We start from the raw sequence: 23,908 nt of genomic DNA on the forward strand, positions 1-23,908 counted from the left end.
TCATGCGCGCATCGCCCGGCCGCGTCCATAGAACATCATGAGCAGGAGCAGCGTCGCGCCGAACACCATCTGGCGTCCGGACTCCTCGATGTTGATCGTTGTCAGAATGCTCTGCAGGATGACCAGCAGGACCGCGCCCGCCATGGTGCCGGTGTAGCCGCCCTTGCCCCCGGCAAGCGATGTGCCGCCGAAGACGACCGCGATGATCGAGGGGAGCATGTACTGCTCGCCGACATTAGCGAAGGACGTGCCGGAATAGCCGAGCAGGCAGAGTCCGGCGGTCGCGGCGAACATGCCGGAGATCATGAAGAGCGCGATGCGGACGAGCTTGACCGGCACGCCCGCCATGTAGGCCGCGTGCTCGTTCGAGCCGATTGCATAGATGCGGTGGCCGAAGACGGTGCGGTTGAGCATGAGCGCCAGGAGGATGCCGATCACGATCCACAGCCAGATGATGCCGGGAATGCCATAGGCGAGCGGTTGCGTGACGAAGCGCGAGAGCGCGGGCGCGGCCTGGCCGGAGGGAATTCCCATCCGGATGACGACGAGAAGCCCCTGCAGCACCCCCAGCATTCCGAGCGTCATCACCAGCGGCGGGATTCTGAGGAGCGTGACGCCGAGCCCGTTCAAGAGGCCGAAGAAGGCGCCGGCCGCGAGACAGGCGGCGACGGCCGGCAGGATGCCGCCATCGGCGCCGTTCATGACGTTGCCCGCGAGGATTGCCGAGAGCGAGACGACGCCGCCGACCGAGAGATCGATTCCTTCGCGTCCGCCGAGTATGACGACGTTCTGGCCGGCCGCGACGATGCCGAGCAGCGAGGCGACTATCAGGAGCCGCAGGATCTGACCGCCGGTCGCAAAGCCCGGCGACAGCGCCTCGCCGAGATAAAGGAGAAGCACGATGAGCACGAGCGCGACGACGATCGGCTGACGGACGAAGGACACCACCCGGCTCATGAGCGCGCCCTCCTGCCGGCAAGCACGCCCGCCATCAGGACGAGGAGGATCGCAAGGCCCTGCACGAAGTTCTGCCACTCGGACGGCGTGCCCATGAAGAAGACGACCGAGTTGATGAGCCCGATCGTCAGCGCCCCGAGCAGCGAGCCGACGACGGTGCCCCAGCCGCCGGAGAGCGCGCTGCCCCCGAGCACGACCGCCGCGACGCTGTAAAGCGTCATCTTGCCGCCGACCAGCGGATCGCCGCTTGCGGTGTCGCCGGTGATGCAGAAGGCGGCGAGCGCGGAGAAGAGGCCGCAGAGCACATAGCCCTTGATCCGGGTCGCTATGACAGGCAGCCCGGTCTGGTAGGCCGCCTGCTGGTCGTCGCCGACGGCAAGCAGTTGCGTGACCAGCCTGGTGCGGCTCATCACCGCGAGGAGGATGACGAGGGCCGCCAGGATGTAGAAGACGAAGGGAACGCCGAAAAGCCTCCCGCCATAGGTGCGCCAGAAGAGCGCCGGCGCGGGCGTGCCGGCAACCGGCAGGATGTAGAGCGCAAGGCCCGTGAAGAAGATGCTGGTCGCGAAGGTCGCGACGATCGCCTGCAGCCGCAGAGCCGCGACCACGAGGCCGTTCACGAGCCCGCAGGCGAGCCCGAGGAGGAGACCGATGGCCAGTGCCAGGAACACCGCACCGGCGCCCCCTCCCCAGCGCTCCATCAGGACCACGATCGCGACGTTGACCAGCGAGAGGATAGCGCCGGCCGAGAGGTCGATGTCGCCGGCATAGACGACGTAGGTCTGCGCGATCGCGAGCAGGATCAGCGCCATATAGGTGCTGAGCAGCCCGGTCAGAGCCCGGAATGTCAAGCTGTTCGGCGAAAAGAAGCCGTTGAGGAGAAGGAGCGCTGCGACGATCACGAGCGCGGGCAGGAAAGGATAGCGCTCCAGCAGCCTGCCGATGCCGCCGGCGCGCCGGTATGTCGGGACGGTTGCGGTCTCTGCCATCACGCGGCCTCGTAAGCGGCTTGGTACAGATTGTAGCGGGTGCGGTCCGCCCCAGTGAGCTCCCGGCTGACCGATCCGCCGTTGAAGACGAGAATGCGGTTGGCGTTGCCGAGCAGTTCGGCATCCTCCGACGAATAGAGGACGATGCCGAGCCCCTCCGCGGCCAGTTGCCGGATCAGCGCGAAGAGGTCCGCCTTGGCCGACAGGTCGATGCCCTTGGTCGGGTCGTCGAGCAGCAGCACGTCGGGGCGGTCGATCAGCCAGCGGGCGATGATCACCTTCTGCTGGTTGCCGCCCGAAAGCGAACCGATCGGGTGGAAGAGGCTCGCGAATTTGGTGTGCATGCTGTCGAGCGCCGGCGCTACCTTGGCGCGCAACTTGCCCGGCCGAGCGATCATCAGCCGGTCGCGCAGATAATGGATCGGCGTGACGTTCTCGATGATCGGCCTTCCGCTGATGACGCCGTCGCGGCTGCGGTCGCCGGAGACATAGGCGCAGCCGCGCCGGATCGCGTCACGCGGGTTCGAAGCGTCGAAACGGCTGTCGCCGATCAGGATTTCGCCCGAGGCGATCGAACCGGCGCCGAAGATCGCTCTGAGCACCGCCGATTGGCCCTGGCCGTGCAGCCCGCCGAAGCCGAGAATCTCGCCGCGGCCAACCTCGAAACTCACATTACGGAAACCGCGGCCGGAAAGATCGCGCACCGTCAGCGCTGTGCCTCCCTCTCCCTCCACCACCGCCGGCACCGACGATTGCGATGCCGGCATGTCGCCGGCACCGCCGACCATCAACCGGATGACGGTCGCCGGATCGGTTTCGCCCAGATTGAGCGTGGTGATGGTCTCGCCGTCGCGAATGATGGTGACGCGGTCGCCGATCGCCTTGATCTCGTCCATGCGGTGCGAAATGAAGATGATGCCGCGTCCGCGACGTTTGAGATCGCGCAGGATTTCGAAGAAGCGCTCCACCTGGGCTCGGTCGAGCGCCGAGGTCGGCTCGTCGAAGATGAGGAGCGGCGCCTCGCTCGCCAGCGCCTTCATGATCTCGACGAGCTGACGCTGGTCGGGGCGCAGGTTGCCGACGAGTGTGTCGGCGGAAAACCCTTCGCCGCAGACGCCGTCGAAAAGGCCGATATAGCGCGCCGCGCGCTGCCGGAGCTCCGAGCGATCGATGAAGACCCGCGATTTGACCGGCAGCTTGCCAAGCGAGATGTTCTCCTCGACCGAGCGGCGCGCGGCGAGGCTGAGTTCCTGATAGAAGATGCCGATGCCGTGGGATCGCGCCGAGCGCGGTCCACTGATCGTCACCGGCTGGTCGTCGACGAAGATCTTGCCGCCATCGGGCCGCACGCTGCCCGCAATGATCTTGCAGAGGGTGCTTTTTCCCGAGCCGTTGGAACCCATCAGGACATGGACTTCGCCGGCCATGAGCTCAAGGTCGCCGCGGCGGAGCGCCAGGGTCGCGCCGTAAGCCTTGCTCACGCCGCTCAGTTTCAACTTCGACATGGAAACTCGTCCGTTCGCTTCGGTTTTGGGGAGGCCCTCCTCCCGTTCCTCATTCCTGTGCTCGTCACAGGAATCCAGCCAGCCCAGATCCTTGGGCCGAAAGGATTCTCCCGCGCCGCCGACGCGGCGCTGCTGGATCCCTGTGACAGGCACAGGGATGAGGAAGAATGAATGCGTCAAACCCATGACGCCGCTGCCGGGTACCGCTCGCCCACCAGGACTCGCGGCACCGTGGGCTCTGCCGAAAGGCTCACTTGAACAGCGCTTCCGCCTCTTCGATCGAAAGCGAGCTCGTATAGGAATAATAGCCGGGCTTGCCCTCGAGCTGCTTTGCGGCTTCCGCCACGTTCTTCGAGTCGATGAAGGGGATCGGCAGGTAGAGCGCGTTGCCGTATTGTCCGGCCTTTGCCGGCTCCTTCAGTTCCTTGCCCTGCAGCATCAGGACGGCGACGTTGAGAGCGCTCGCCATGACGCCGGGCGGGTTTACGGTCGCGCCCGAATTCAGCTTTTCCTTGATCCAGAGGTCGATGAAGTCCTTGCGGATTTCGCCGGTCGCCGCGATCTGGCCGGCCTTGCCGGCGTCCATGATCGATTTCCAGGCGCCGGCCGCCATGCCGTCCTGCACCAGCACGCCGTTGATGTCCGGATAGGTGGCAAGGATGTTCTGCATCGCCTGCTGGCCCTGGGCCTGATCCCAGTTGGCATTGACCTCGTTGACGACCTGGATGTCCGCATGATCCTTGAAGACGCTCTTGTAGCCGGCGACGCGCATCTCGTTCGCGGGATGGCCGGCGACGCCGTTGATCGCAACTACCTTGCCCTTGCCGCCGAGCGTTTCGGCGAGCCATTTGGCGCCCGCGGCACCCCAGGCGGTCTGGTCGATGCCGACATAGATGGCATCCGGCGAAGAGACTTCCGCATCGGTGGCGATCACCAGGATGCCGGCTTCCTTCGCCTGGGCGAAGATCGGATCGAAGGCGGTCGGGCTGTTGGGGTTGACGATGATGGCGTTCACCCCTTCCGCGATGAAGTTGCGGATATGCGCGATCTGACCCGGCACGTCGACATTGGCGCTCTGGACGGAGACCTCGACGTCGACGCCTTTTTCCTTCCATTCCGCAGCCGCGGCCTTTGCCTCGTCGATCATCTGGGTACGCCACTCGCTGCCGACCCAACCGTTGGAGAGACCGATTTTAAAGGTCTCGGCGTGAGCGGATGCCGACAGGACGATGGACGCGACCGTGCCCAGCGCAAATGCGAAAAATTTCTTCATAAGATCCTCCCAAATCTTGCCGGCACATGAAGCCAGAAAATGTAATCGATTTCAATCGCCGTTTCGGTGATGGCCGCAGGGGTGGAGTGGATTACTTCGGCCAGGTCTCGATCACGCGGACGAAATGCGTCAGCCACGCATTCGTCTGGTGGCCGTCCAGCGCACGATGGTCCATCGTCAGCGACACATAGGCCATCGGACGGATCTGGATCGTGTCGGCGCCGTCCACCTCGCGGACGATCACCCGCTTGTCGAGCTTGCCAACGCCGAGGATCGCCGATTGCGGCTGGTTGATGATGATCGGCGCCGCGAGCAGCGATCCGGAGGCTCCATGATTGGAAATGGTGAAGGTGCCGCCCGTCACGTCCGCGCGGGAGAGCGCGTTCGAGCGCGCACGCGTCGTCAGGTCCTGCAGCCGGGCCGCAATCTCGGCAAGCGACAAATCCTGCGCCCGATGGATCACCGGCACGACCAGGCCCTTGTCCCCGAGGGAAATACCTACGCCGATATTGATGTCGTCGAATGTTTCGAGCGCATCCTCGTGCCAGCGGCTGTTGACCTCGGGGACCGCGCGCATCGCCGCCACGCAGGCCGAAACCACATAGGCCGTATAGGAGAGCTTGGTGCCGTCCGCCGCAAGCCTCTTCCCATGCTCGTCCCGATGGCGCATCACGGCCGAGAAATCGGCCTCGAACACGGCCGTCACATGCGGCGCCGTCGTGACGGAGTTGAGCATATGTTCGGCGATCGCGGCGCGCATGCCGCTATGCGGTATCCTGCGCGACTTGGGTGCGGCTCCTCTGTCGCCAGCCTCGGCCGCGACCGAAGCAGGGCCTTCCTGCCGGGCGGTAAACGCCCTGTCCATGTCGGCGCGCGTGACGCGGCCACCGCGGCCGGTGCCGGTGACGGTGGCCGGATCGAGGCCATATTCTTCCGCGGCATGCCGTACGGCCGGCGAGTAGTGCGGCGCGTGTCCCGCCCCGGCAGCCTCGCTGCCGATCCGGCCGAGAACGGCGCCGGGCGTGGCATCGTCGCCATTCCGCATCAGGATTTGCGCGAGCACCCCGTCGGCGGGCGCCGACACCTCCTGGGTCACCTTGTCGGTCTCGAGCTCGACCAGGGGATCGCCCGATTTGACCGGATCGCCGATCTTCCTGAGCCAATTGCGGACGACCGCTTTGGTCCCCTCCTGCTCCAGCGGAGCCTGGATGTCGATGAGGCCGCCCATCCTCAGAACTCCAGAAGGTCGATGATCTTCCGGCGTATGCGTTCCGTCGAAGGAACCGCCCAGTCGAGCAGGGCGGGATTATGGGGGCTGGGAATATCCGGCATGGTGAGGCGCGAGATCGGCGCGTCGAGATCGATGAAGGCTTCGTCGGCGACGGCTGCGGCAATCTCCGCGCCGAAACCCGCTGTTGCGAGGTCCTCGTGGACGATGAGGCACCGGCGGGTGCGGCGTACGGATGCGATGACCGCTTTCCTGTCCCATGGCATCAGGGTTCTCAGATCGATCACGTCGGCTGAGATCCCCTCTGCCGCCTCTTCGCAACGCGGCACCATTGCGCCCCAGGTGACGATGGTGATGTCGCGGCCTTCGCGCGTGAATTTCGCCTTGCCGAAGGGCAGGGCGAATGCATCGCCGGGATAGGGCCGCCGCGCCCAGGGATGGTCGAGCATCGCCCGGTGCTCGAAGAAGATCACCGGATCGTTGCCGCGCAAGGCGGTGCGTAGGAGCCCGACGGCGTCCTCGGCATTGGAGGGAACGGCGATCTTCCAGCCGGGCTGGTGGACGAAGGCGACCTCGTTCGTCTGGCTGTGCCACGGATCGCCGCATTTGAAGAATCCCCCCGCCATCCGCACGACGATCGGCGCGGCGAAGCGGTTGCTGGTCCGCCAGCGGATCGTGCCGCAATCGTTGAGCTGCTCGATCGCGGGCTCGGCATATTTGCGGAACTGGATTTCCGGCACCGGTACGAGGCCCGCGAGCGCCATGCCGACCGCCCGGCCGATGATGCCCTCCTCCGAGAGCGACGTGTCGAAGACGCGGGCGGTACCGAATTTCTCCTGCAGCCCGAGGGTCACGGCATGAACGCCGCCCTTCGGTCCGATATCTTCCCCGAAGAGGACGACCCGCTGGTTCACCGTCATCTCGTGATCGAGCGTGCGGCGGATCGCCGTCACCATGTTGATCCTCTGGCCGTCGCCCGTCGCCGTCTCCGTCGTTTTCGGCGGACGATAGCCGGCAGGGTGCTGCCCGCCCATGACCTGCATTCGGCCTTCGAAGAAGACATGGCTGGTGACGGTTTCGGGATCGGCGACCGGCCGGGATTCGGCCTCGACGCGCGCCCGTTCGGCGGCAGCCTTCGCGTCTCTCGCAGCTTCGTTCCATTCCTCGGCGCTCAACATGGCTGGGACGATATAGTCCCTCAGCCGCGGCAACGGATCGTGTGCCCATTCGCTCCTGACGAGCTCCTCGCTCTTGTAGGTCTGGGTATCCTGGAAGCTGTGTCCTTCGAGGCGGGGCACCTCGAGCCTGAGCAGCACCGGCATCCGCCCTTCGCGCACCAGTTCCACGGCGCCTTTCGTCAGCCGGGCGGCCTCTTCCGGATCCGAGCCGTCGCCGTCGAGCACGGTCAAGTTTTTCCAGCCGGCGAGGTTGCCGGCAATATTGCCTTCGGGCGTCTGGAAGCTCGAGGGAACGGAGATGCCGAAGCCGTTGTCTTCGATATAGAAGAGCAGCGGCAGGCCCTGCGTCGTCGCGATCGTCAGAGCGGACCAGAAGCCGTTGGAGGCGACCGAACCATCACCGCCCAGCACGACGGCAATATCCTTTTGATATTCCTCTTTTCCGAGAACTTCGCTGAAATAGGTGATCGCCTGCGCCCAGCCGGCCGTCGGGGTATACTGGGTGCCGACCCCTCCGCACATCGGCAAAGCCGAGGCGCCGTGCGGGTTGGGATAGTTGAAGACGACACCGATGTCCCGGCCGTCGGAATATCCGCCCGCGCGCCCCATCGCCGAGCCGAGCGCGTCCGCCGGATCGACGCCGAGCGCCAGCAGCAGCGGGCGCGAGCGATAATAGCCGCATGCCGCGTCGTGCCTGCCAGTGAGGTGAAGCCCGAGGAGAATCTGCGCCATGTCATGGCCGCGTGCCGAGAACTGGTAGAGAACCTTCTTCTCAGGGACGAGGCGCTGCTCCTCCATCTCGTCGAGCGCGCGCGACAGGAGCAGAAGTTGCACGACCTTTTTCCAGTCGATGCTCTCGTCCGGTGCGTTGCGCCGGTCCTTTTTGAGTGCGGCCTGAGCCATCAGGGTCTCCTCCAGTTCTCCGAGATCAAGACTACGCCGCTAGACGCGCAAAACGGTTTCAATCTGATCCTTTTTTGGCTAGGGTTTGATGAAGCTGTTTCGGTTTCGAGGGATTTATGATGAGTTCATTCAATCTCGATGCGATCGACCGAAAAATTCTAGGGATCCTCCAGGACCGGGGCGACATCAGCCATGCAGCCCTGGCGGAGGCGGTCGGTGCCTCGCCGGCGTCCTGCTGGCGGCGCATCAAGGCACTGGAGACGGCGGGGGTGCTGGTTAAGACCGTGAGCCTCGTCAATCCCGACCTGGTCGGACGCGGATTGAACGTCTTCTGCCAGGTTCGCATGAAGTCCCATGATCCGGTTGCGCGCCGGAATTTCGAACGCTTCGTGGAAAGCCACGAAGAAGTTCTCGAATGCTATTCCATGTCGGGCGACTGGGATTACCTGCTACGGGTCCTCGTTGCCGATGTGGCCGACTACGAGCGCCTGCTGATGCGCGGCATCCTCACCCACGAGGCAGTGGCGAACTCGTCGTCTCACTTCGCCTTGAAGAGCGTCAAATACTCCACCGCCGTTCCCGTCTAGACCTTTGAAGCTGCGCTCTTTTCCCGGAATTGCCCTAGAGCGGGATGAGGAAAAGTGTGTGCGGTTTTCCGCCCGCATCCGGCGTCTCAACTTCTTGGAATCGATCACGTTTATGTTTTTAGGTCGACCCGACCTGAAAACATCGTGATCTAAGACCTTAGTCCGATGCTTCCGGCCATAGGTCCTAGGACCGTTGCGTGCCGAGTTCCCTTAACCTATGCCGGTGGTTGCGCGTTCACGGGATAACGGAAAGCCCCAACTGCCGCCCGGGCGCGCGAGGGTCGCAGAGCGACGCCGCCCCAGCCCCATCTGCATCGCTCTGCGACCCTCGCCTTGAGCATTCCCGCTCTTCTCCCATCTACGGCGCCGAACGTCCCCCTCACGCATCGCGATTTTCTCGGAACCATCCGCCGGGCGAGACGTTAGACGCGGTCGCTTTTGCCCGAAGCGACTGGAAGCGTAAGAGGGTCGACTCGTCATTCCCTCCCCTCACCGAAGAGTCGACCGACAGGCGGCGCCCTTTTTCCTCCCTCGGGGGCGCCGCCATCGTTCTGCGAAACGGATTGCAGGTCATGGACGCACCCGTTGCCGTCGACGGCTCCGCGTGCTCAAGTGCATCCTGCGACCAACACCCCAGGGAGCCCTGCATGACGACAGTGATCCTCTTCCATTCCGTCTACGGCCTGCGCCCGTTCGAGCGGGGCGTCGCCGAGCGCCTGACCGTGGCAGGCCACGAGGTGTTCACGCCCGACCTCTACGAAGGCCGGGTTGCTTCCTCGATCGAGGAGGGCTTTGCCCTGAAGGAAGAGATCGGCTGGAGCACCCTTTGCGAGCGCGCCGAGCGGGCGGTCGCGGATCTGCCTGCCGATGCCGTTCTCGGCGGTTTTTCCATGGGCGCTGCTGTCGCCGCCAGCCTGTGGCCGAAGCGGCCGGAGACGGCCGGAATTCTCTTTCTGCACAGCATCGCCGAAATTCCGGCAAATGCGCGACGCGGGCTGCCGGTGCAGGTCCATCTCGCCGATCCGGATATCTTCGAACCGGCAGACGAAGTTGCCGCCTGGCGTGCTGATGCCGAACGGACGCCGGTCGCCCTGGAAGTCTTCATCTATCCCGGTGCCGGGCATATTTATACCGACGCCACCCTTGTCGATTACGATTCCGAAGCCGCCCGGCTCACCTGGAGCCGCGTCGAACGTTGCCTTGCGGCACTTTGAGCGGACGCTCGATGTCTGCCCTTATGTCGCTGCCGCGCGCAGGGGGGGGAGAAGGGGCAATCCGCGAAGCTTTGGCGTTACGAGGCTTTCCCATAACCGCCGCCCGTCGGCGTCACGACCGTGAAAGCCTCGCCCGCCTCGAGCACGGTATGGGCCGAGCCAGGCAGTTCTTCGATACGGCCGTCATGGCGGCGGACAAAGTTGCGGCCGGGTTCGCCCGGCCCACCGCCCTTCAGGCCGAACGGCCGGACGCGGCGGTGGCCGGAAAGGATCGCGAAGTCCAGCCGCTCGCGCGCCCGGATCGTCCTCTGTGTACCGTCGCCCGCCGACCACTTGCCGCGTCCGCCCGAGCCCTTGCGGATGTGGAAGTCTTCGAGCACCACCGGGAAGCGCGTCTCCAGGATTTCCGGGTCGGTGAGGCGCGAATTGGTCATGTGCGTGTGAACCGCATCGGCGCCGTCATAGCCGGGGCCGGCCGGCGCGCCGGAGCAGATCGTCTCGTAATACTGGTAGTCGGCATTGCCGAAAGTCAGGTTGTTCATCGTTCCCTGCGCCGCGGCCTGCGCCTCCACCGCTCCGAAGAGGGAGTTGGTGACCGCCTGACTCACCTCTACATTGCCGGCGACGACCGCCGCCGGGTAGCGCGGCGAAAGCATGGTGCCTTGGGGTATGACGATGCGGATAGGCCTCAGGCAACCGGCATTCATCGGGATGTCGGCCTCGACCAGCACCCGGAAGACATAGAGCACGGCGGCACGCGTCACCGGCTCCGGCGCGTTGAAATTATCCGGGCGCTGTTGCGACGTTCCAGTGAAATCGACCGTTGCTTCCCGGCTCTCGCGGTCGATGGAGATCTTCACCGCGATCCGGCAGCCCTGGTCCATCTCGTAGGAGAATTCACCGTCCGGCAATCGGTCGAGCACGCGGCGCACGCTTTCGGCCGCATTGTCCTGGACGTGCCCCATATAGGCCTCGACCACATCCTCTCCAAATTGCGCGATCATCTTCCTGAGTTCCGCCACACCCTTCTCGTTGGCCGCGACTTGTGCCTTGAGATCGTTGACGTTCTGGAGGATGTTGCGCACCGGATAGCGCGCTCCGTTCAAGAGCCTCTCCAGTTCCTCCTCGCGGAAGCGGCCGCGGTCGATGAGCTTGAAGTTGTCGATATAGACGCCTTCCTCTTCGATATTGGTCGCCAGCGGCGACATCGAGCCCGGCGAGATACCGCCGATATCCGCATGGTGACCGCGGCTTGCGACCCAGAAGCGGATCTCGCGGCCCTCATCGTCGAAGACCGGCGTGCAGACCGTCAGATCCGGCAGATGCGTGCCGCCGTTATAGGGCGCATTGATCAGGAACACATCGCTCGGATGGATGACCGGGTTCTCACGGATCGCGGTCGCGACCGAAGCGTCCATGGAGCCCAGATGCACCGGCATGTGCGGCGCATTGGCGACCAGATTTCCCTTATTGTCGAAGACCGCGCAGGAGAAATCGAGCCGCTCCTTGATATTGACCGAATAGGCGGTGTTCTGCAGCGTCACGCCCATCTGCTCGGCAATCGACATGAAGAGATTGTTGAAGATCTCCAGCATGACCGGATCGGCCTTCGTGCCGATCGCGGTGCGCTCGGGCAGCGCCTTGATCCGTCTCAGGACGATATGGTCTTTCGCCGTCAGCTCCGCCTGCCAGCCGTCCTCGACGACGATCGTCTGGTTTGCCTCGATAATGATTGCCGGACCGGTGAGCTTCTGGCCTGGCCCGATTTCGGAACGCAGCGCCACCGGAGCGTCGTGAAACGTGCCTTGCGAATAGAAGCGGGTCCACCGGTTCGCAACGACATGTCCGGCCGTCACGGCAAGGCCTTCCGCTTCCATTTCCGCAGCCCCGCCGCCGACCGTTTCGACCTCGACCGCATCGATCACCAACGCCTTGTTTTCGGCGACGAATCCGAAGCGGCGCCTGTGCAGATGCTCGAACTCGCGGCGCAGCCGCGCCTGGTCGTCCTCGTCCGGGAAGCTCGCTTCCACCGGCAGGACCGTGTCGGTTCCGGCATAGCGGATATGCGCGCGCAGATGCGTGCGTATCCGCTCACGGGCGATCCCCTGCGCCTCCAGTTCCGCCAGGCATTCCGATTGCAGTTCCCGGCCAAGCGCGGCAAGCGCCTCGGGTGCGGCATCGTCGAGACCCACCCCGAACGCCTTCTGCCGCGTGGCGCGAATGTCGGCAAGGCCCATACCGTAGGCCGAGAGCAGCCCGGACATCGGATGCAGGAGAATACTCTTCATGCCGAGTGCGTCGGCGACCAGGCAGGCGTGTTGCCCGCCGGCGCCGCCGAAGCAGTTGAGCGCATAGCGCGTCACGTCATAGCCGCGGCTTACGGAAATCTTCTTGATCGCCTCGACCATGTTGGCGACCGCGATGCGGATGAAGCCGTCGGCGACGTCCTCGGGGCTCCGCCCGTCGCCGATCTCGCCCGCTAGCGCGACGAAACGCTCGCGCACGGTCTCCACGTCGAGCGGCAGGTTCTGCTCCGGCCCGAAGATCGCCGGAAAATGTTCCGGCAACAGCTTGCCTAGCATGACATTGGCATCGGTGACGGCAAGCGGTCCGCCGTTGCGGTAACAGGCGGGACCGGGATTGGCGCCGGCCGAATCCGGACCGACACGGAATCGCTCGCCGTCGAAATGGAGGACCGAGCCGCCGCCGGCGGCAACCGTGTGGATCAGCATCATCGGCGCGCGCACCCGCACTCCGGCAACCTCCGTCTCGAAGGCGCGCTCGTACTCGCCGTCGAAATGGGCGACGTCGGTCGAGGTTCCGCCCATGTCGAAGCCGATGACGCGGCCGAATCCGGCCGCCTCACCCGTCCGCGCCAGACCGACGACGCCGCCCGCGGGTCCGGAGAGGATCGCATCCTTGCCCTGGAACATCTCCGCCGCCGTGAGCCCGCCGGACGACATCATGAACATGAGCCGGGCGCCGGATCGGGCGACGTCCAGCTCTTCCGAAACCTGCGCCACATAGCGGCCGAGCACGGGCGAGAGATAGGCGTCGATCACGGTCGTGTCGCCACGGCCGACATATTTGACGAGCGGCGAGACCTCGTGGCTGACGGATACCTGCTCGAACCCGATGGAGCGCGCGATCTTGGAGACGCTCGCCTCGTGGGCGGGATATTTGTAAGCGTGCATCAGGACGATGGCGACCGCCCCGTAGCCAGCGGCTTTCAGCCCTTCTAGCGCCCGGCGCGCTGCCGCCTCGTCGAGCGGCCGCTCGATCGTGCCGTCGGCGAGCACCCGCTCGTCGAGCTCGACGATATTCGAATAGAGTGCCTCGGGCTTGATGATCTCGGTGGCGAAGATCTTCTTGCGTTCCTGATAGCCGATCCGGAGCGCATCGCGGAATCCGCGCGTCGTGACGAGCGCCAGCCGCTCGCCCTTGCGCTCCAGCAACGCATTGGTGGCGACCGTGGTGCCCATCCTGACTTCGCCGACCAAGCCCGCCGGAACCGGCTCGCCGGTGCCAAGGCCGAGATGCTGCCGGATGCCGTGGACAGCCGCGTCGCGATAGGCGCCGGGGTTTTCCGAAAGGACCTTCAGCGCGTGCAAGGCGCCCGCCGGATCGCGGCCGACCACGTCGGTGAAGGTACCGCCGCGATCCACCCAGAAATCCCAAGCTCCCGTCACGCTCATCTCCAGCTCCTCCGCAATGCTGCCCGCCGCTTTTCATGGGCGCTTTTTATGGGCCGGAGACGACCGGCAGGCAAGGGAAGAAGAGGCGCGCCACCAGCGAAAAGGAAGCCGATGCCTGTGCCGGATCTCTGGCCTCGCACCGCCATTTATGTCAGAGGAAGCACGGTCCAACAGCGCGGAGACGGAAACGGTGAAACAGCGCCGCCCTACGGCGAAAAGGCGGGTCGGAGACGAGAAAGCCGGCGAACTGCCCGGCAAGCGCGTGACGCTCGCCCGGGCGCTCTCCAAGCTCGGCTACTGCTCGAGGACGCAGGCCGAAAAGCTGATCGCCGAAGGGCGTGTCAGCGTCGCCGGCCGGAAGATCACCGATCTCTCCCACTGGGTCGATATCGAAGCGGACAGGATCGCCGTCGACGGAACCGTCATTGCCGCCCAAGCCAGGGTCTATCTCATGCTGAACAAGCCGCGCGGCCTCGTGACCACCCGCGACGATCCGGAGGGTCGGCCGACGGTCTTCAGCTGTCTCGATAATGTCGACGTTCCGTCCCTCTCGCCGGTCGGCAGGCTCGACAAGGCAAGCGAGGGGCTTTTGCTCTTCACCAACGACACGGTGCTGGCGCAGCGTCTGCTCGACCCGGAGACCCATCTCGGCAAGGTATACCATGTTCAGGTGCGCGGCATTTTCGGCGAGGCCATGGCCGCACGGATGGTGGAAGGGGTTACGGAGGGTGGCGAACTGCTGCGCGCGCTGCGGGTCGAACGCCTGAGAAGCGGAGACAGGAACAGCTGGATCGAGGTGGAGCTTGACGAAGGGCGCAACCGCCAGATCCGCCGCATGCTCGACGTGCTCGGCTTCGAGTGCCTGCGTCTCCTGCGCGTTTCGATCGGCGAGATCAGGCTGGGCGATCTGCCGAAGGGGGCGAGCCGGCCGCTCACGGAGGCGGAGGCCCTTTATCTCAGGCGCCGCACAGGGCTTTGACGATTCGCAGCCGAACGTCGACGGCTCGCAGCAAAAGCCTCCCCTCTTTGCTCGATGTCCGGAAATCCACCCATCGACGAGCGCTTTTGTTTCCGAATCCACCCATTTGCCGCGCCTGTGCGCTGTAAATGCATGAAACGGCGTCCGCCAACGGTTGTCTGTGCTAAAATCCCGTTTGCTAATGGGTGAACCCAGACCCGGCGGGAGGAACCATGCCGGCTGGTCGATGACTTCATCCGGGAGGAAAAGATGAAAATTCTGAACGCGCTTCTGGGCGCAGCCACCGCCGTTTCCCTTTTTGCCGCTTCGGCGAGCGCCCAAACCTATCCGGAGCGCACGATCACCATGGTGGTGCCGTTCTCGGCCGGCGGCCCGACCGATACGGTGGCCCGCCTTGTCGCCGAGTCCATGTCGAAGGATCTCGGCCAACAGATTATCGTCGAGAATGTCGGCGGCGCCGGCGGGACGCTCGGCGCCGGCCGCGTCGCCCAGGCCGATCCGGACGGCTACACGCTGCTTCTGCATCACATCGGCATGGCCACCAGCGCGACGCTCTATCGCAAGCTCGCCTATGACACGCTGAATGCCTTCGAATATGTCGGCCTCGTCACCGAGGTTCCGATGACCATCGTTGCCCGCAAGGATTTCGAGCCGACCGACCTCAAGGGCCTGATCGAACACGTCAAGGCGAACAAGGACACGGTGACGGTCGCCAATGCCGGCATCGGCGCGGCGTCGCATCTTTGCGGCATGATGTTCATGAGCGCGATCGAAACGCCGCTGACGACCGTGCCGTACAAAGGCACCGGCCCGGCGATGACCGACCTGCTCGGCGGCCAGGTCGACATCATGTGCGACCAGACGACGAACACGACGAAGCAGATCCAGGGCGGCACGATCAAGGCCTATGCGGTGACCTCGCCGCAGCGCCTCAAGATCTTCCCCGATCTGCCGACCGCCGAGGAAGCGGGCCTTTCCGGCTTTCAGGTCGGCATCTGGCACGGAATCTATGCGCCGAAAGGCACGCCAGCCGAAGTCACCGACCGTCTCTCGAAGTCGCTGCAGAAGGCACTCAAGGACGAGAACGTGGTCGCCCGCTTCGGCGAGCTCGGCACCGAGCCGTCGAGCGAAGCCGACGCCACGCCGGCCGCGCTGAAGGCAAAGCTCGAAAGCGAGATCGGCCGGTGGAAGCCGGTGATCGAGGCGGCCGGCCAGTACGCCGACTGATCGCGCGTCAGGCATTCAATCCGTGCGGGCGCGTGTCGAGGATGCGCCCGCACTGGCGTTGACAGCTGTCAACAGGCGATGCCTTGGCTCCCCACTTTCGGGCGACATGCATCAGCCAGCAGAACATGCGAAGATATTCGCCAAAAACCGGCGCGGCACGTTTTCTCGGAAAAGGGATCGGCACTCGCGGAAATAATGGGGAAACAATGAAATCCATCTCCTTCGACACGACCAATGCGCTGTGCGGCGGCATTCTGACGGCCGTCGGGCTATTCTTCGCCTGGCAGTCGCTCGGGCTCGAGCTCGGCACCGCCTTCCGCATGGGCCCCGGCTATTTCCCGCTGGTGCTCTCCGCCGTGCTGATCCTGCTCGGCCTGATCATCCTCATTCAATCGGCGCGCGTTCACAGCGAGCCGATGGGGCCGATCGCCATCCGCGGCATCTTCTTCATCCTGCCGGCGCCGATCTTCTTCGGGCTGACGGTGCGCGGCCTCGGCTTCGTCCCCTCCCTCTTCTTCACGGCGCTGATCGCCTGTTTTGCTTCCAGCCGGATGAAGCCGCTCTGGGCGATCGCCCTCTCGCTTGCCTTGACCATCTTTTCGGTCGGCGTCTTCAGCTACGGTCTCAACCTGCCATTCGAGCGGTTCGGCCCGTGGACCCGGTTCTAGGAGGCGGCGACGATGGAACTCTTCAGCAATCTTGCCCTCGGCTTCGCCACGGCCGCCTCGCCGGCGAACCTGCTCTTCTGTCTGATCGGCGTACTCCTCGGAACCCTGATCGGCGTGCTGCCCGGCATCGGCGCCACGGCGACCATCGCCATGCTGCTGCCGATCACCTTCCAGCTTGAGCCGGTCTCCTCGCTGATCATGCTCGCCGGCATCTATTACGGCGCTCAATATGGCGGATCGACCACCGCGATCCTGATCAATATGCCCGGCGAATCCTCTTCTGCCGTGACCGCCATCGACGGCTATCAGATGGCGCGCAAGGGCCGCGCCGGCACGGCGCTCGCGATCGCAGCCCTCGGCTCGTTCTTCGCCGGCACGGTCTCGACATTCCTGGTCGCACTCTTCGCGCCGCCTTTGACGGAGATCGCGCTCGAATTCGGCGCGGCGGAATATTTCTCGCTGATGATCGTCGGCCTCGTCTCCTCGGTCGCGCTTGCGCACGGATCGGTCATCAAGGCGCTTGCCATGGTGGCGCTCGGCCTGCTTCTCGGCCTCGTGGGCACCGATATCTATACCGGCACGCCGCGCTTCACCCTCGGCATCCGGGAATATTCCGACGGTCTCAATTTCGTGGCGCTGGCGGTCGGCGTCTTCGGTATCGCCGAAATCCTCCGCAATCTCGAAAGCGAGAAGACGCGCGAAGTGCTGATGGCGAAGGTTACCGATCTGATGCCGACGCGCGAGGACTTCAGGCAGATGGTCGCGCCGGTCCTGCGCGGCACGGCCATCGGCTCGGCGCTCGGCGTACTGCCCGGCGGCGGCGCGATCCTCGCCGCCTTCGCCTCCTACACGGTGGAGAAACGCCTCTCCGACCGGCCGGAGGAATTCGGCCGCGGGGCCGTTGCGGGTGTCGCCGGACCTGAAAGTGCCAACAATGCCGGCGCGCAAACCTCGTTCATCCCATTGCTCACCCTCGGCATTCCGGCAAACCCGGTAATGGCGCTGATGATCGGTGCGATGATCATCCAGGGCATCGTGCCCGGTCCGAACGTGGCGGTGGAGCAGCCGGCGCTCTTCTGGGGCATCATCGCCTCGATGTGGATCGGCAACCTGATGCTGGTGGTCCTGAACCTGCCTTTGATCGGCCTCTGGGTGAAGCTCCTGAAGATCCCCTACTTCGTGCTCTTCCCGATCATCATGGCCTTCTGCTCGATCGGGGTCTACAGCGTCAACTCCAACGTCTACGACCTCTACGCCGTCGCCTTCTTCGGCCTTGTCGGCTACCTGCTCCTGAAGCTGCGCTGCGAACCGGCGCCGCTGCTCCTCGGCTTCGTGCTCGGCCCCCTGCTCGAGGAAAACCTCAGGCGCGCCATGATCCTCTCGCGCGGCGACCCGACGACCTTCGTCACCCGGCCGATCAGCGCGACCCTGCTCCTCATCGCCCTCGCCGTGCTTGTCGTCGTCTTCCTGCCGAGCGTCAAGAAAAAGCGCGAGCAGGTCTTCGTCGAGGAGGACTGAACCGGATCAGCCAGGTTGCACCGGGCGCACGGCCCCCCACGCGCCGGCTTACTGACCAGGATATCAGTGGGTGAAGTTGTGCGTGTATTCGCCTATCTGGAAATCCTCGAAACGCTGAGACCAGCGTTTCCCTGGCCAGATATAATCTACTCTGCCTTTTGCAGGTCGATAGACGGCTGTGTAGAGGGTGGGATGGGTCGCGCTCACCGAATAAAGCGGCGACCGAAGGAAGCCGTCCGTCAGCTTCTCCAGCGACATGGAAGGATCCTCCAGTGCCCGCAGAATAAATTGCTGCCGAGCCACCGAGAATGATGACGGTCGTGCCGCCCGCTGATGATTTGCGCATGCCCTCAGGCGCGTAATGATCGGGCGCTGGCCCGGTCCGAGGAATAGAGTGGCATAATTGCCGGCACTATCCAGTACGGTGACGTTCTGCGCGAGCGCCACAGGTATTCGGCATAGGGCTTTGACAGCCTGCTCGACCTGGTGACAGGTTTCCAGCACATAGCGGATCACGAGAATGATCGAGAACCCTCTGCCCTGAGAACGCCCGCCCCCAAGAGTAATGCTTGCGGCCAGCCCTTCCTCATTCATCCCATCCACGCAGCCTCCCCAAGGGCGTTGCGCCTTCGCGATCACCTTTAACCCGGACCACTCGGTCATTTCGAAACGATCGGAGACAATACTCGGCGGATAGTCGAAATTGCGTATCAGTGCCGGGCCCCCTTCCCCGAGCCAGACAGATTGACTGCAGCCATAGGCATCCGGCGCGGGTCGAAAGTGGCTGAGCATCCGATGAGCAACCTCATCATCTCCAACGAGAGCGCAGGCGTGCTCGTAGTGAGGAACGAGTTCAGGCATGTACTGCCATAGGGCTTCGCGACATTCTCTGGCGCTCGGACCCGATGCTCGTTCGGCCCGCCCGAAATACCAGCTCTCCGCCTCGGTTCGACCGGCAGCAAACCGCGAAAGCCAAGCTTTCCCAGGCCGTTCCTCTCGCGCCGCGACGAAGGTCTTCTCCATAGCGAGAGGAGTATAAGGACCGAATGAGTGGCTTGGCAACGCAACCGTGATGCCCGCACGTGTCCCTTCACCATCACGAACCGCGGCCAGGGCGCGGCCGATCACCACCGGCAGCGGCCCCGCACAAAGAAACGGGGTCGGACCCGAAACCTCGAATTTCTCGGCTCGCCGGCGCATATATAGTCACATGTGACTACTTGCATGGGAGGGACTTATGTCGACCCTAAGCCTTAAAGATGCAAAGGCCGGCCTGTCGGCCTATGTAGACGAGGCGATCAGAGGCGAGTTCGCGACGATTACCCGCCACGGAAAGCCTGTCGCAGTTCTCGTTCCGCTTGCGGCAGCGGAGATCGCGCGCAAGGCCCTGAACAGGACCGGCCCAGCCTCGCTTCGCATCTGCAGGTTCCCAGGCAGCGAGTTCGAACGTAACGGCTCGCCTTCCCGGGATGTCGGTCTGTGAGTGGCTATCTCCTCGACACGAACGTCATATCGATGCTCTCGCCAACCGGCCTGGTGAATTTCCGCTCCACGCGTCGACAAAAAATTCGCATCCATGTCACACCGGCGGCCGCTGTCTCGTCATGGTGTCGGAACCAACAAAAGGAGACCGACCATGACTGCCAGACTTGATCCCTTTGCCGCCGCCCCTTCGCTGATGAAGAGCTGGTTCAGCATCTCGACTGCCGCCGCTTCGAGCCTCGAGTCGAGCCTTATCGAGCTCGTGAAAATCCGGGCCTCGCAGATCAACGGTTGCGCCAACTGCATCAACATGCACACGGCGGAAGCCCGGGCAAAGGGCGAGAGCGAGCAGCGGATCTACCTGCTCTCGGCATGGCGCGAGGCGCCGTGCTATACCGACCGCGAGCGGGCGGCGCTCGCCTGGACCGAAGCACTGACGCGGCTGTCGGAGGGCCATGCTCACGCCGCCGCCTATGAGGCGCTGAAGGCCGAGTTCACGGAGGAGGAGCAGGTGAAGCTCACGCTCATGATCAATGTCATCAACGGATGGAACCGCCTCGCCGTGGGCTTCGGCCTGTGGGTCGAACCGGCGGCCGCGAAGGCAATCGCCGAGAAGGCGGTCGCCTGATGACACAGGCTACCCAAGCGGATGCGGCAGCCAGTTTCGACCCGCTGCGTCCGAAGCTGATGCGCGTCGCCTATCGAATGCTCGGCTCGGTTGCCGATGCCGAGGATATGGTGCAGGAGGCCTTCATCCGCTGGATGGGGGCCGACCGCGCCGAAGTGCGCGAACCGGAGGCCTTCCTGCGTCGCACCGTAACTCGGCTCTGCCTCGATCAGCTGAAATCGGCACGGCGCCAGCGCGAGACCTATGTGGGGCCTTGGCTTCCCGATCCCGTCGTGGAGGAGGAGGAAGTGGAAGACGTCACCTTGCCGCTGATGCTGGCGCTGGAGCGGTTGTCCCCTCTCGAGCGGGCAGCGTTCCTGTTGCACGACGTGTTCGGGCTCGGTTTCGAGGAGGTTGCAGCGACCATCCAGCGCGACGCCGCGGCCTGCCGGCAGCTTGCCGCCCGCGCACGCACGCATGTCCGGGAGGCAAGGCCTCGCTTTCACGTCGAGAACGAGCGCGGCCTCGAGCTTGCGGAGGCCTTCTTCAAGGCCTCGCGCAGCGGCGACATGAACGCGTTCGGCGCAATGCTCGCCGCCGATGTCAGCATCCATGCTGACGGCGGCGGCAAGCGCTCGGCAGCGATCATGCCGATCATCGGCTTTGACGCCGTGATGAAGGTCCATGAGAAGCTGGCGGCGCTTTTCCGGGCGAACGGCTCGAAACTGCTGCGCGTCGGCTTCGTCAACGGACTGCCCGGCTTCATCACGATGGAGGCCGACGGCGAAATCCAGACCACCGCCCTCGAGATCGAGGGCGGCAAGGTCGCTGCGATCTATGTCGTGCGGAACCCCGACAAGCTGAGGCACCTGCACTGAGCCTACCTTGAAAGCGCGCTCGAACTTAGTGCGAGGCGCCGGATCCGCCGACGGCGACGATCGCAAAGGGTTGACCATCGATGGGGATCGTACGGGTCTCCTTGAGAGTCTCTGCATCGATCACCCGGATGAGCGAGTGTCGCGGGTCGGTGATGACGATCTGGCCGTCGGCTGCCGCCAGGCGCGGGCGCGGATCGCGCCAATGGCCGTCCTTGCTGTATGGCTCGGTGACCCTGCCCTTGCGGAGGATTTCCCCCTTGATCACGTCCACCACATGGAGGTCGCCGTCTTCCGTCAGGATGTAGGCATTGGCCGGGGTTGCAGGATCCAGGAGAAAGTCGACGCGCCGGGTCGGCAGCGTGATCAGCCGATACGGTTCGCTGCTGTCGGGATCGATGAGCACGACTTTGTCCTCGCCGTAATTGCCGAGGAAGAACTGCATCGCCTTGCCTCCGAGCAGGGTGCCCGTGTAACCCTTCGGGAAATCGGAGGGGTAGGGGAGCATTGTGAGCTTTGGCCCGTCGATACCGCCGGGACGGGCGACTAGCACCCCTTCCTTGCAGCCGAAGGCGACGAGACGGGCTGATGTGGCCTCGCCATGCAGGTCGGTGCATTTGCTGATCTCGCCGATCTGCCCGCCCTTTTCGTCGATCACACGCAAGCCAACTCGCGGCGGCAGTTCGTCCGGCTTCGGCTCGATTTCCGTGTCCGGCACCGAAACGAGCACATGGCGCCCCATGCTCACGGCGACACCGTGGTGCGGCTTGGTCGTATCGATGGCCCTGACCTGCGCATTGCCTTCGAGCAGCGCGGCTTCGTCGATGATGTCCGCCTTGCCGCCGCGATCGTAGAAAATGATCGCGTGATCGTCATGCGGCACCACATGGGCGGGACGCTTGCCCTCGATCGCCACCGGAAGAAGCGCGGCATCGGAGACTTCCACGTCGCGATGCTCCCCGTGATCCGAGAACCCGATGCCGGTCTTGATGATGTGTACGATGTCCTGTTCCGATTGCGCGGCGAAGACCGTCTGCCCGGATGCGCTGACCGTCAGAGCCGCATATCCCTTGATGTCATAGCGGCCCAATTCCTTGCCGTCCGCAAAGTCGATGGCGTGCACGACCGGCTGCGTGTGATCGGCGACGAACAGGCGCCAGGCTTCCTTCGTCTCGTGATCATCCGCGCGTGCGCCGGGTGCGGCCAAGACGAAAGCGGACGCCACTGCTGCCATCAGGCGGGCCCGGGTTGGGGACAATATCATCGGGGGGTCCTTTCTTTGTTTTGAAAAAGTTCTCGTCCGGGCAGTCCGTCGGCACGGCTGGGCCTACGAAAAGTCGTTGGTAATGGATCTTCCCGGTATGGCTACGTTATTACATTACTCGACGGACGTAATAACATTACGAAGGCGATGCGTGTCAATCCCGAGAACGCTACGAGCGGATGCTTTTCGCCCTCGTTCCCCTGCTTGTCGCGGAAACGAAATCGGAGAGGATCTACCGACGCGCCGCCCTGGGCTCGTCGCTCTTCAGATAGCTCACCACGGCATCGGCGATCATCGTGCGATGCCGTGCGATCGTCTTGGGCTCCGACAGGTCGCGGCGGAAGATCGTGCCGAAGGTGTAGCGGTTCGAGACGCGGAAGAAGCAGAAGGCGCTGATCAGCATGTGCACGTCGATCGGGTCGGCCTTGCGGCGGAAGGTCCCGTCACCAAGGCCGCGCTCGATGATTGCCTCGATCATCTGGATCACCGAGACGTTGAGGTCACGGATCGCATCGGAGCGCAGCATGTGCGCGGCGCGATGGATGTTTTCGATGCTGACCAGGCGGACAAAGTCCGGATTGGCCTCGTCATGGTCGAAGGTGGTCGCGACCAGTGTGCGAAGTGCCTCTTCTGGGGGCAGGTTCGCAAGCTCCAGATCGGCTTCCAGCGTGCGGATCTTGCGATAGGACCGCTCGAGGACGGCGAGATACAGCGCTTCCTTGCTGCCGAAGTAATAATAGATCATCCGCTTCGACGTGCGGGTGCGCTCGGCGATCTGATCGACGCGCGCGCCTGCGAGGCCATGGGTGGAGAACTCCTCCGTCGCGACTTCGAGGATGTCGTCCTGCGTCCGCTGCGGATCGTTCTTCCTGCCATTTGCCTGCCGCTCCGCCATGTTCACCGCGCTGCCCCCGCTCTCCCTCAAGCCGTTTACCGATCCACTTGCCGAAGCGAGGCGGCAGTCGAACCACGGACCTCCCGAACGATGGATCAAGACATATCATCTTGCCTCGCCCTTTCAACCTCGCGGGATTGATTTTCCGAACTAGTTAGTACATTTTGCAACGAGACATGCCGAACGGCACGGAGGAGCGTGGCGGAAGGCTCCGGGCGACCGCCTGGCTGGGGAGGAGAAGCCTGCGACAGGTCTGCGCCTTGCGCTGTCGCTCGCTTGTCGCTTGGGAGGAGCGAATGAGCCGCATCATCGATTTCTATTTCTTCGCCTTGAAGGTGACGATCGCGCTGCTGCTTGCCGGCATGGTCGTTCTCGTCTTCGGCAATGTCGTGCTGCGCTATGCCTTCAACCAGGGAATAACGGTGTCGGAGGAGCTGTCGCGGATGTTCTTCGTCTGGCTCACCTTTCTCGGCGCCGTGGTCGCCATGCGCGAGCATGGCCATCTCGGCGTCGATTCGCTCATTAAGCGCCTGCCGGCGCGCGCCGCGAAGGCGGCCGTGCTCTGCGGCCACGCGCTTATGCTCTATGCGACCTGGCTGGTGATCAGCGGCAGCTGGACCCAGACGCTGATCAACCTCCATGTCGGCGCGCCGGCGACCGGCATCTCCATGGCCTTCTTCTACGGAGCGGGCCTCGCCTTCGGCATTCCGGCCTTCCTGATCCTGCTCGCCGATGCGTTCGCGATCGCGACCGGCCGCATCGACGTGACCACGACCGATCTCGTGCGCGAGAGCGAGGACGAAGCAGCGCTCGACAACCTCCCTGCCCCCGCGCTCGGTCCGCTTTCGGCGAAGCATTGAGGAG

The 23,908-nt window shown here is 64.1% G+C and carries 20 protein-coding genes; 10 read left to right on the forward strand and 10 right to left on the reverse strand.

Going from position 1 to position 23,908, the window contains the following annotated elements; genetic code table 11:
* The 6 genes from JOH52_RS22690 to JOH52_RS22715 all read right to left on the reverse strand — a co-directional run bounded on the left by JOH52_RS22690 (position 1) and on the right by JOH52_RS22715 (position 8,033).
* Positions 1–957, reverse strand: coding sequence for an ABC transporter permease (locus tag JOH52_RS22690; protein ID WP_010974943.1), 957 nt, complete (start codon positions 955–957; stop codon positions 1–3).
* Positions 954–1,946, reverse strand: a complete 993-nt coding sequence (locus JOH52_RS22695) for an ABC transporter permease (RefSeq protein ID WP_010974944.1) — start codon at positions 1,944–1,946, stop codon at positions 954–956. Before JOH52_RS22695 ends, JOH52_RS22690 begins: the two co-directional genes overlap by 4 nt.
* On the reverse strand, positions 1,946–3,451 hold the full coding sequence (locus tag JOH52_RS22700; RefSeq protein ID WP_041862740.1) for a sugar ABC transporter ATP-binding protein: 1,506 nt from the start codon (positions 3,449–3,451) through the stop codon (positions 1,946–1,948). Before JOH52_RS22700 ends, JOH52_RS22695 begins: the two co-directional genes overlap by 1 nt.
* 250 nt (positions 3,452–3,701) lie before the next feature.
* On the reverse strand, positions 3,702–4,724 hold the full coding sequence (locus JOH52_RS22705) for an ABC transporter substrate-binding protein (RefSeq protein ID WP_003527931.1): 1,023 nt from the start codon (positions 4,722–4,724) through the stop codon (positions 3,702–3,704).
* 91 nt (positions 4,725–4,815) lie between these two features.
* Positions 4,816–5,952, reverse strand: coding sequence for a dihydrolipoamide acetyltransferase family protein (locus JOH52_RS22710; RefSeq protein WP_014530048.1), 1,137 nt, complete (start codon positions 5,950–5,952; stop codon positions 4,816–4,818).
* Positions 5,953–5,954: 2 nt separating this feature from the next.
* Positions 5,955–8,033, reverse strand: a complete 2,079-nt coding sequence (locus JOH52_RS22715; RefSeq protein WP_014530047.1) for an alpha-ketoacid dehydrogenase subunit alpha/beta — start codon at positions 8,031–8,033, stop codon at positions 5,955–5,957.
* Positions 8,034–8,149: 116 nt separating this feature from the next.
* Between JOH52_RS22715 and JOH52_RS22720 the strand changes: the two genes are divergently transcribed.
* On the forward strand, positions 8,150–8,620 hold the full coding sequence (locus JOH52_RS22720; protein ID WP_017270016.1) for an Lrp/AsnC family transcriptional regulator: 471 nt from the start codon (positions 8,150–8,152) through the stop codon (positions 8,618–8,620).
* A 647-nt stretch (positions 8,621–9,267) separates the two neighbouring features.
* Entirely contained in the window at positions 9,268–9,834 is a 567-nt protein-coding gene (locus JOH52_RS22725; RefSeq protein ID WP_013850234.1) for a dienelactone hydrolase family protein, read from the forward strand.
* 77 nt (positions 9,835–9,911) lie between these two features.
* Here the strand turns inward: JOH52_RS22725 and JOH52_RS22730 are convergent, their stop codons facing one another.
* The gene (locus JOH52_RS22730; protein WP_107010490.1) at positions 9,912–13,529 is read right to left on the reverse strand and encodes a hydantoinase B/oxoprolinase family protein; all 3,618 of its coding nucleotides are present in this window, start codon (positions 13,527–13,529) and stop codon (positions 9,912–9,914) included.
* A 148-nt stretch (positions 13,530–13,677) separates the two neighbouring features.
* Between JOH52_RS22730 and JOH52_RS22735 the strand changes: the two genes are divergently transcribed.
* The 4 genes from JOH52_RS22735 to JOH52_RS22750 all read left to right on the forward strand — a co-directional run bounded on the left by JOH52_RS22735 (position 13,678) and on the right by JOH52_RS22750 (position 17,921).
* Positions 13,678–14,508 carry a pseudouridine synthase gene (locus JOH52_RS22735; protein ID WP_165803138.1) on the forward strand — a complete coding sequence of 277 codons (831 nt, stop codon included), beginning with the start codon at positions 13,678–13,680 and terminating at the stop codon, positions 14,506–14,508.
* A 249-nt stretch (positions 14,509–14,757) separates the two neighbouring features.
* A complete protein-coding gene (locus tag JOH52_RS22740) occupies positions 14,758–15,735 on the forward strand; it encodes a tripartite tricarboxylate transporter substrate-binding protein (RefSeq protein WP_010974952.1) in 978 nt (325 codons plus the stop codon).
* Positions 15,736–15,941: 206 nt separating this feature from the next.
* Positions 15,942–16,403, forward strand: coding sequence for a tripartite tricarboxylate transporter TctB family protein (locus tag JOH52_RS22745; RefSeq protein WP_010974953.1), 462 nt, complete (start codon positions 15,942–15,944; stop codon positions 16,401–16,403).
* A 12-nt stretch (positions 16,404–16,415) separates the two neighbouring features.
* On the forward strand, positions 16,416–17,921 hold the full coding sequence (locus JOH52_RS22750; protein ID WP_003527915.1) for a tripartite tricarboxylate transporter permease: 1,506 nt from the start codon (positions 16,416–16,418) through the stop codon (positions 17,919–17,921).
* A gap of 63 nt (positions 17,922–17,984) precedes the next feature.
* Here the strand turns inward: JOH52_RS22750 and JOH52_RS22755 are convergent, their stop codons facing one another.
* A complete protein-coding gene (locus JOH52_RS22755; RefSeq protein WP_010974954.1) occupies positions 17,985–19,121 on the reverse strand; it encodes a C45 family peptidase in 1,137 nt (378 codons plus the stop codon).
* Between the two features lie 37 nt (positions 19,122–19,158).
* Between JOH52_RS22755 and JOH52_RS22760 the strand changes: the two genes are divergently transcribed.
* The 3 genes from JOH52_RS22760 to JOH52_RS22770 all read left to right on the forward strand — a co-directional run bounded on the left by JOH52_RS22760 (position 19,159) and on the right by JOH52_RS22770 (position 20,888).
* Positions 19,159–19,404, forward strand: a complete 246-nt coding sequence (locus JOH52_RS22760) for a type II toxin-antitoxin system Phd/YefM family antitoxin (RefSeq protein ID WP_164819900.1) — start codon at positions 19,159–19,161, stop codon at positions 19,402–19,404.
* A 153-nt stretch (positions 19,405–19,557) separates the two neighbouring features.
* Positions 19,558–20,031: a carboxymuconolactone decarboxylase family protein gene (locus JOH52_RS22765; protein ID WP_014527675.1), complete on the forward strand. Its 474-nt coding sequence runs from the start codon at positions 19,558–19,560 to the stop codon at positions 20,029–20,031.
* Complete coding sequence (locus JOH52_RS22770) at positions 20,031–20,888, forward strand: sigma-70 family RNA polymerase sigma factor (protein WP_015008059.1); 858 nt, start codon at positions 20,031–20,033, stop codon at positions 20,886–20,888. The genes JOH52_RS22765 and JOH52_RS22770 overlap by 1 nt, the downstream gene beginning before the upstream one ends.
* Before the next feature lie 25 nt (positions 20,889–20,913).
* On the opposite strand, the gene aztD is transcribed toward JOH52_RS22770, so the two are convergent.
* Both aztD and JOH52_RS22780 read right to left on the reverse strand, forming a co-directional pair.
* Complete coding sequence (aztD, locus tag JOH52_RS22775; protein ID WP_017267018.1) at positions 20,914–22,149, reverse strand: zinc metallochaperone AztD; 1,236 nt, start codon at positions 22,147–22,149, stop codon at positions 20,914–20,916.
* A 232-nt stretch (positions 22,150–22,381) separates the two neighbouring features.
* Positions 22,382–23,044 (reverse strand): TetR/AcrR family transcriptional regulator, encoded by a 663-nt coding sequence (locus JOH52_RS22780; RefSeq protein WP_010974959.1) that lies wholly within the window; start codon positions 23,042–23,044, stop codon positions 22,382–22,384.
* Positions 23,045–23,340: 296 nt separating this feature from the next.
* Between JOH52_RS22780 and JOH52_RS22785 the strand changes: the two genes are divergently transcribed.
* Entirely contained in the window at positions 23,341–23,904 is a 564-nt protein-coding gene (locus JOH52_RS22785) for a TRAP transporter small permease (protein WP_017263944.1), read from the forward strand.
* Positions 23,905–23,908: the final 4 nt, after the last annotated feature.

The organism is Sinorhizobium meliloti, from assembly GCF_017876815.1.
Taxonomy (GTDB): Bacteria; Pseudomonadota; Alphaproteobacteria; order Rhizobiales; family Rhizobiaceae; genus Sinorhizobium; species Sinorhizobium meliloti.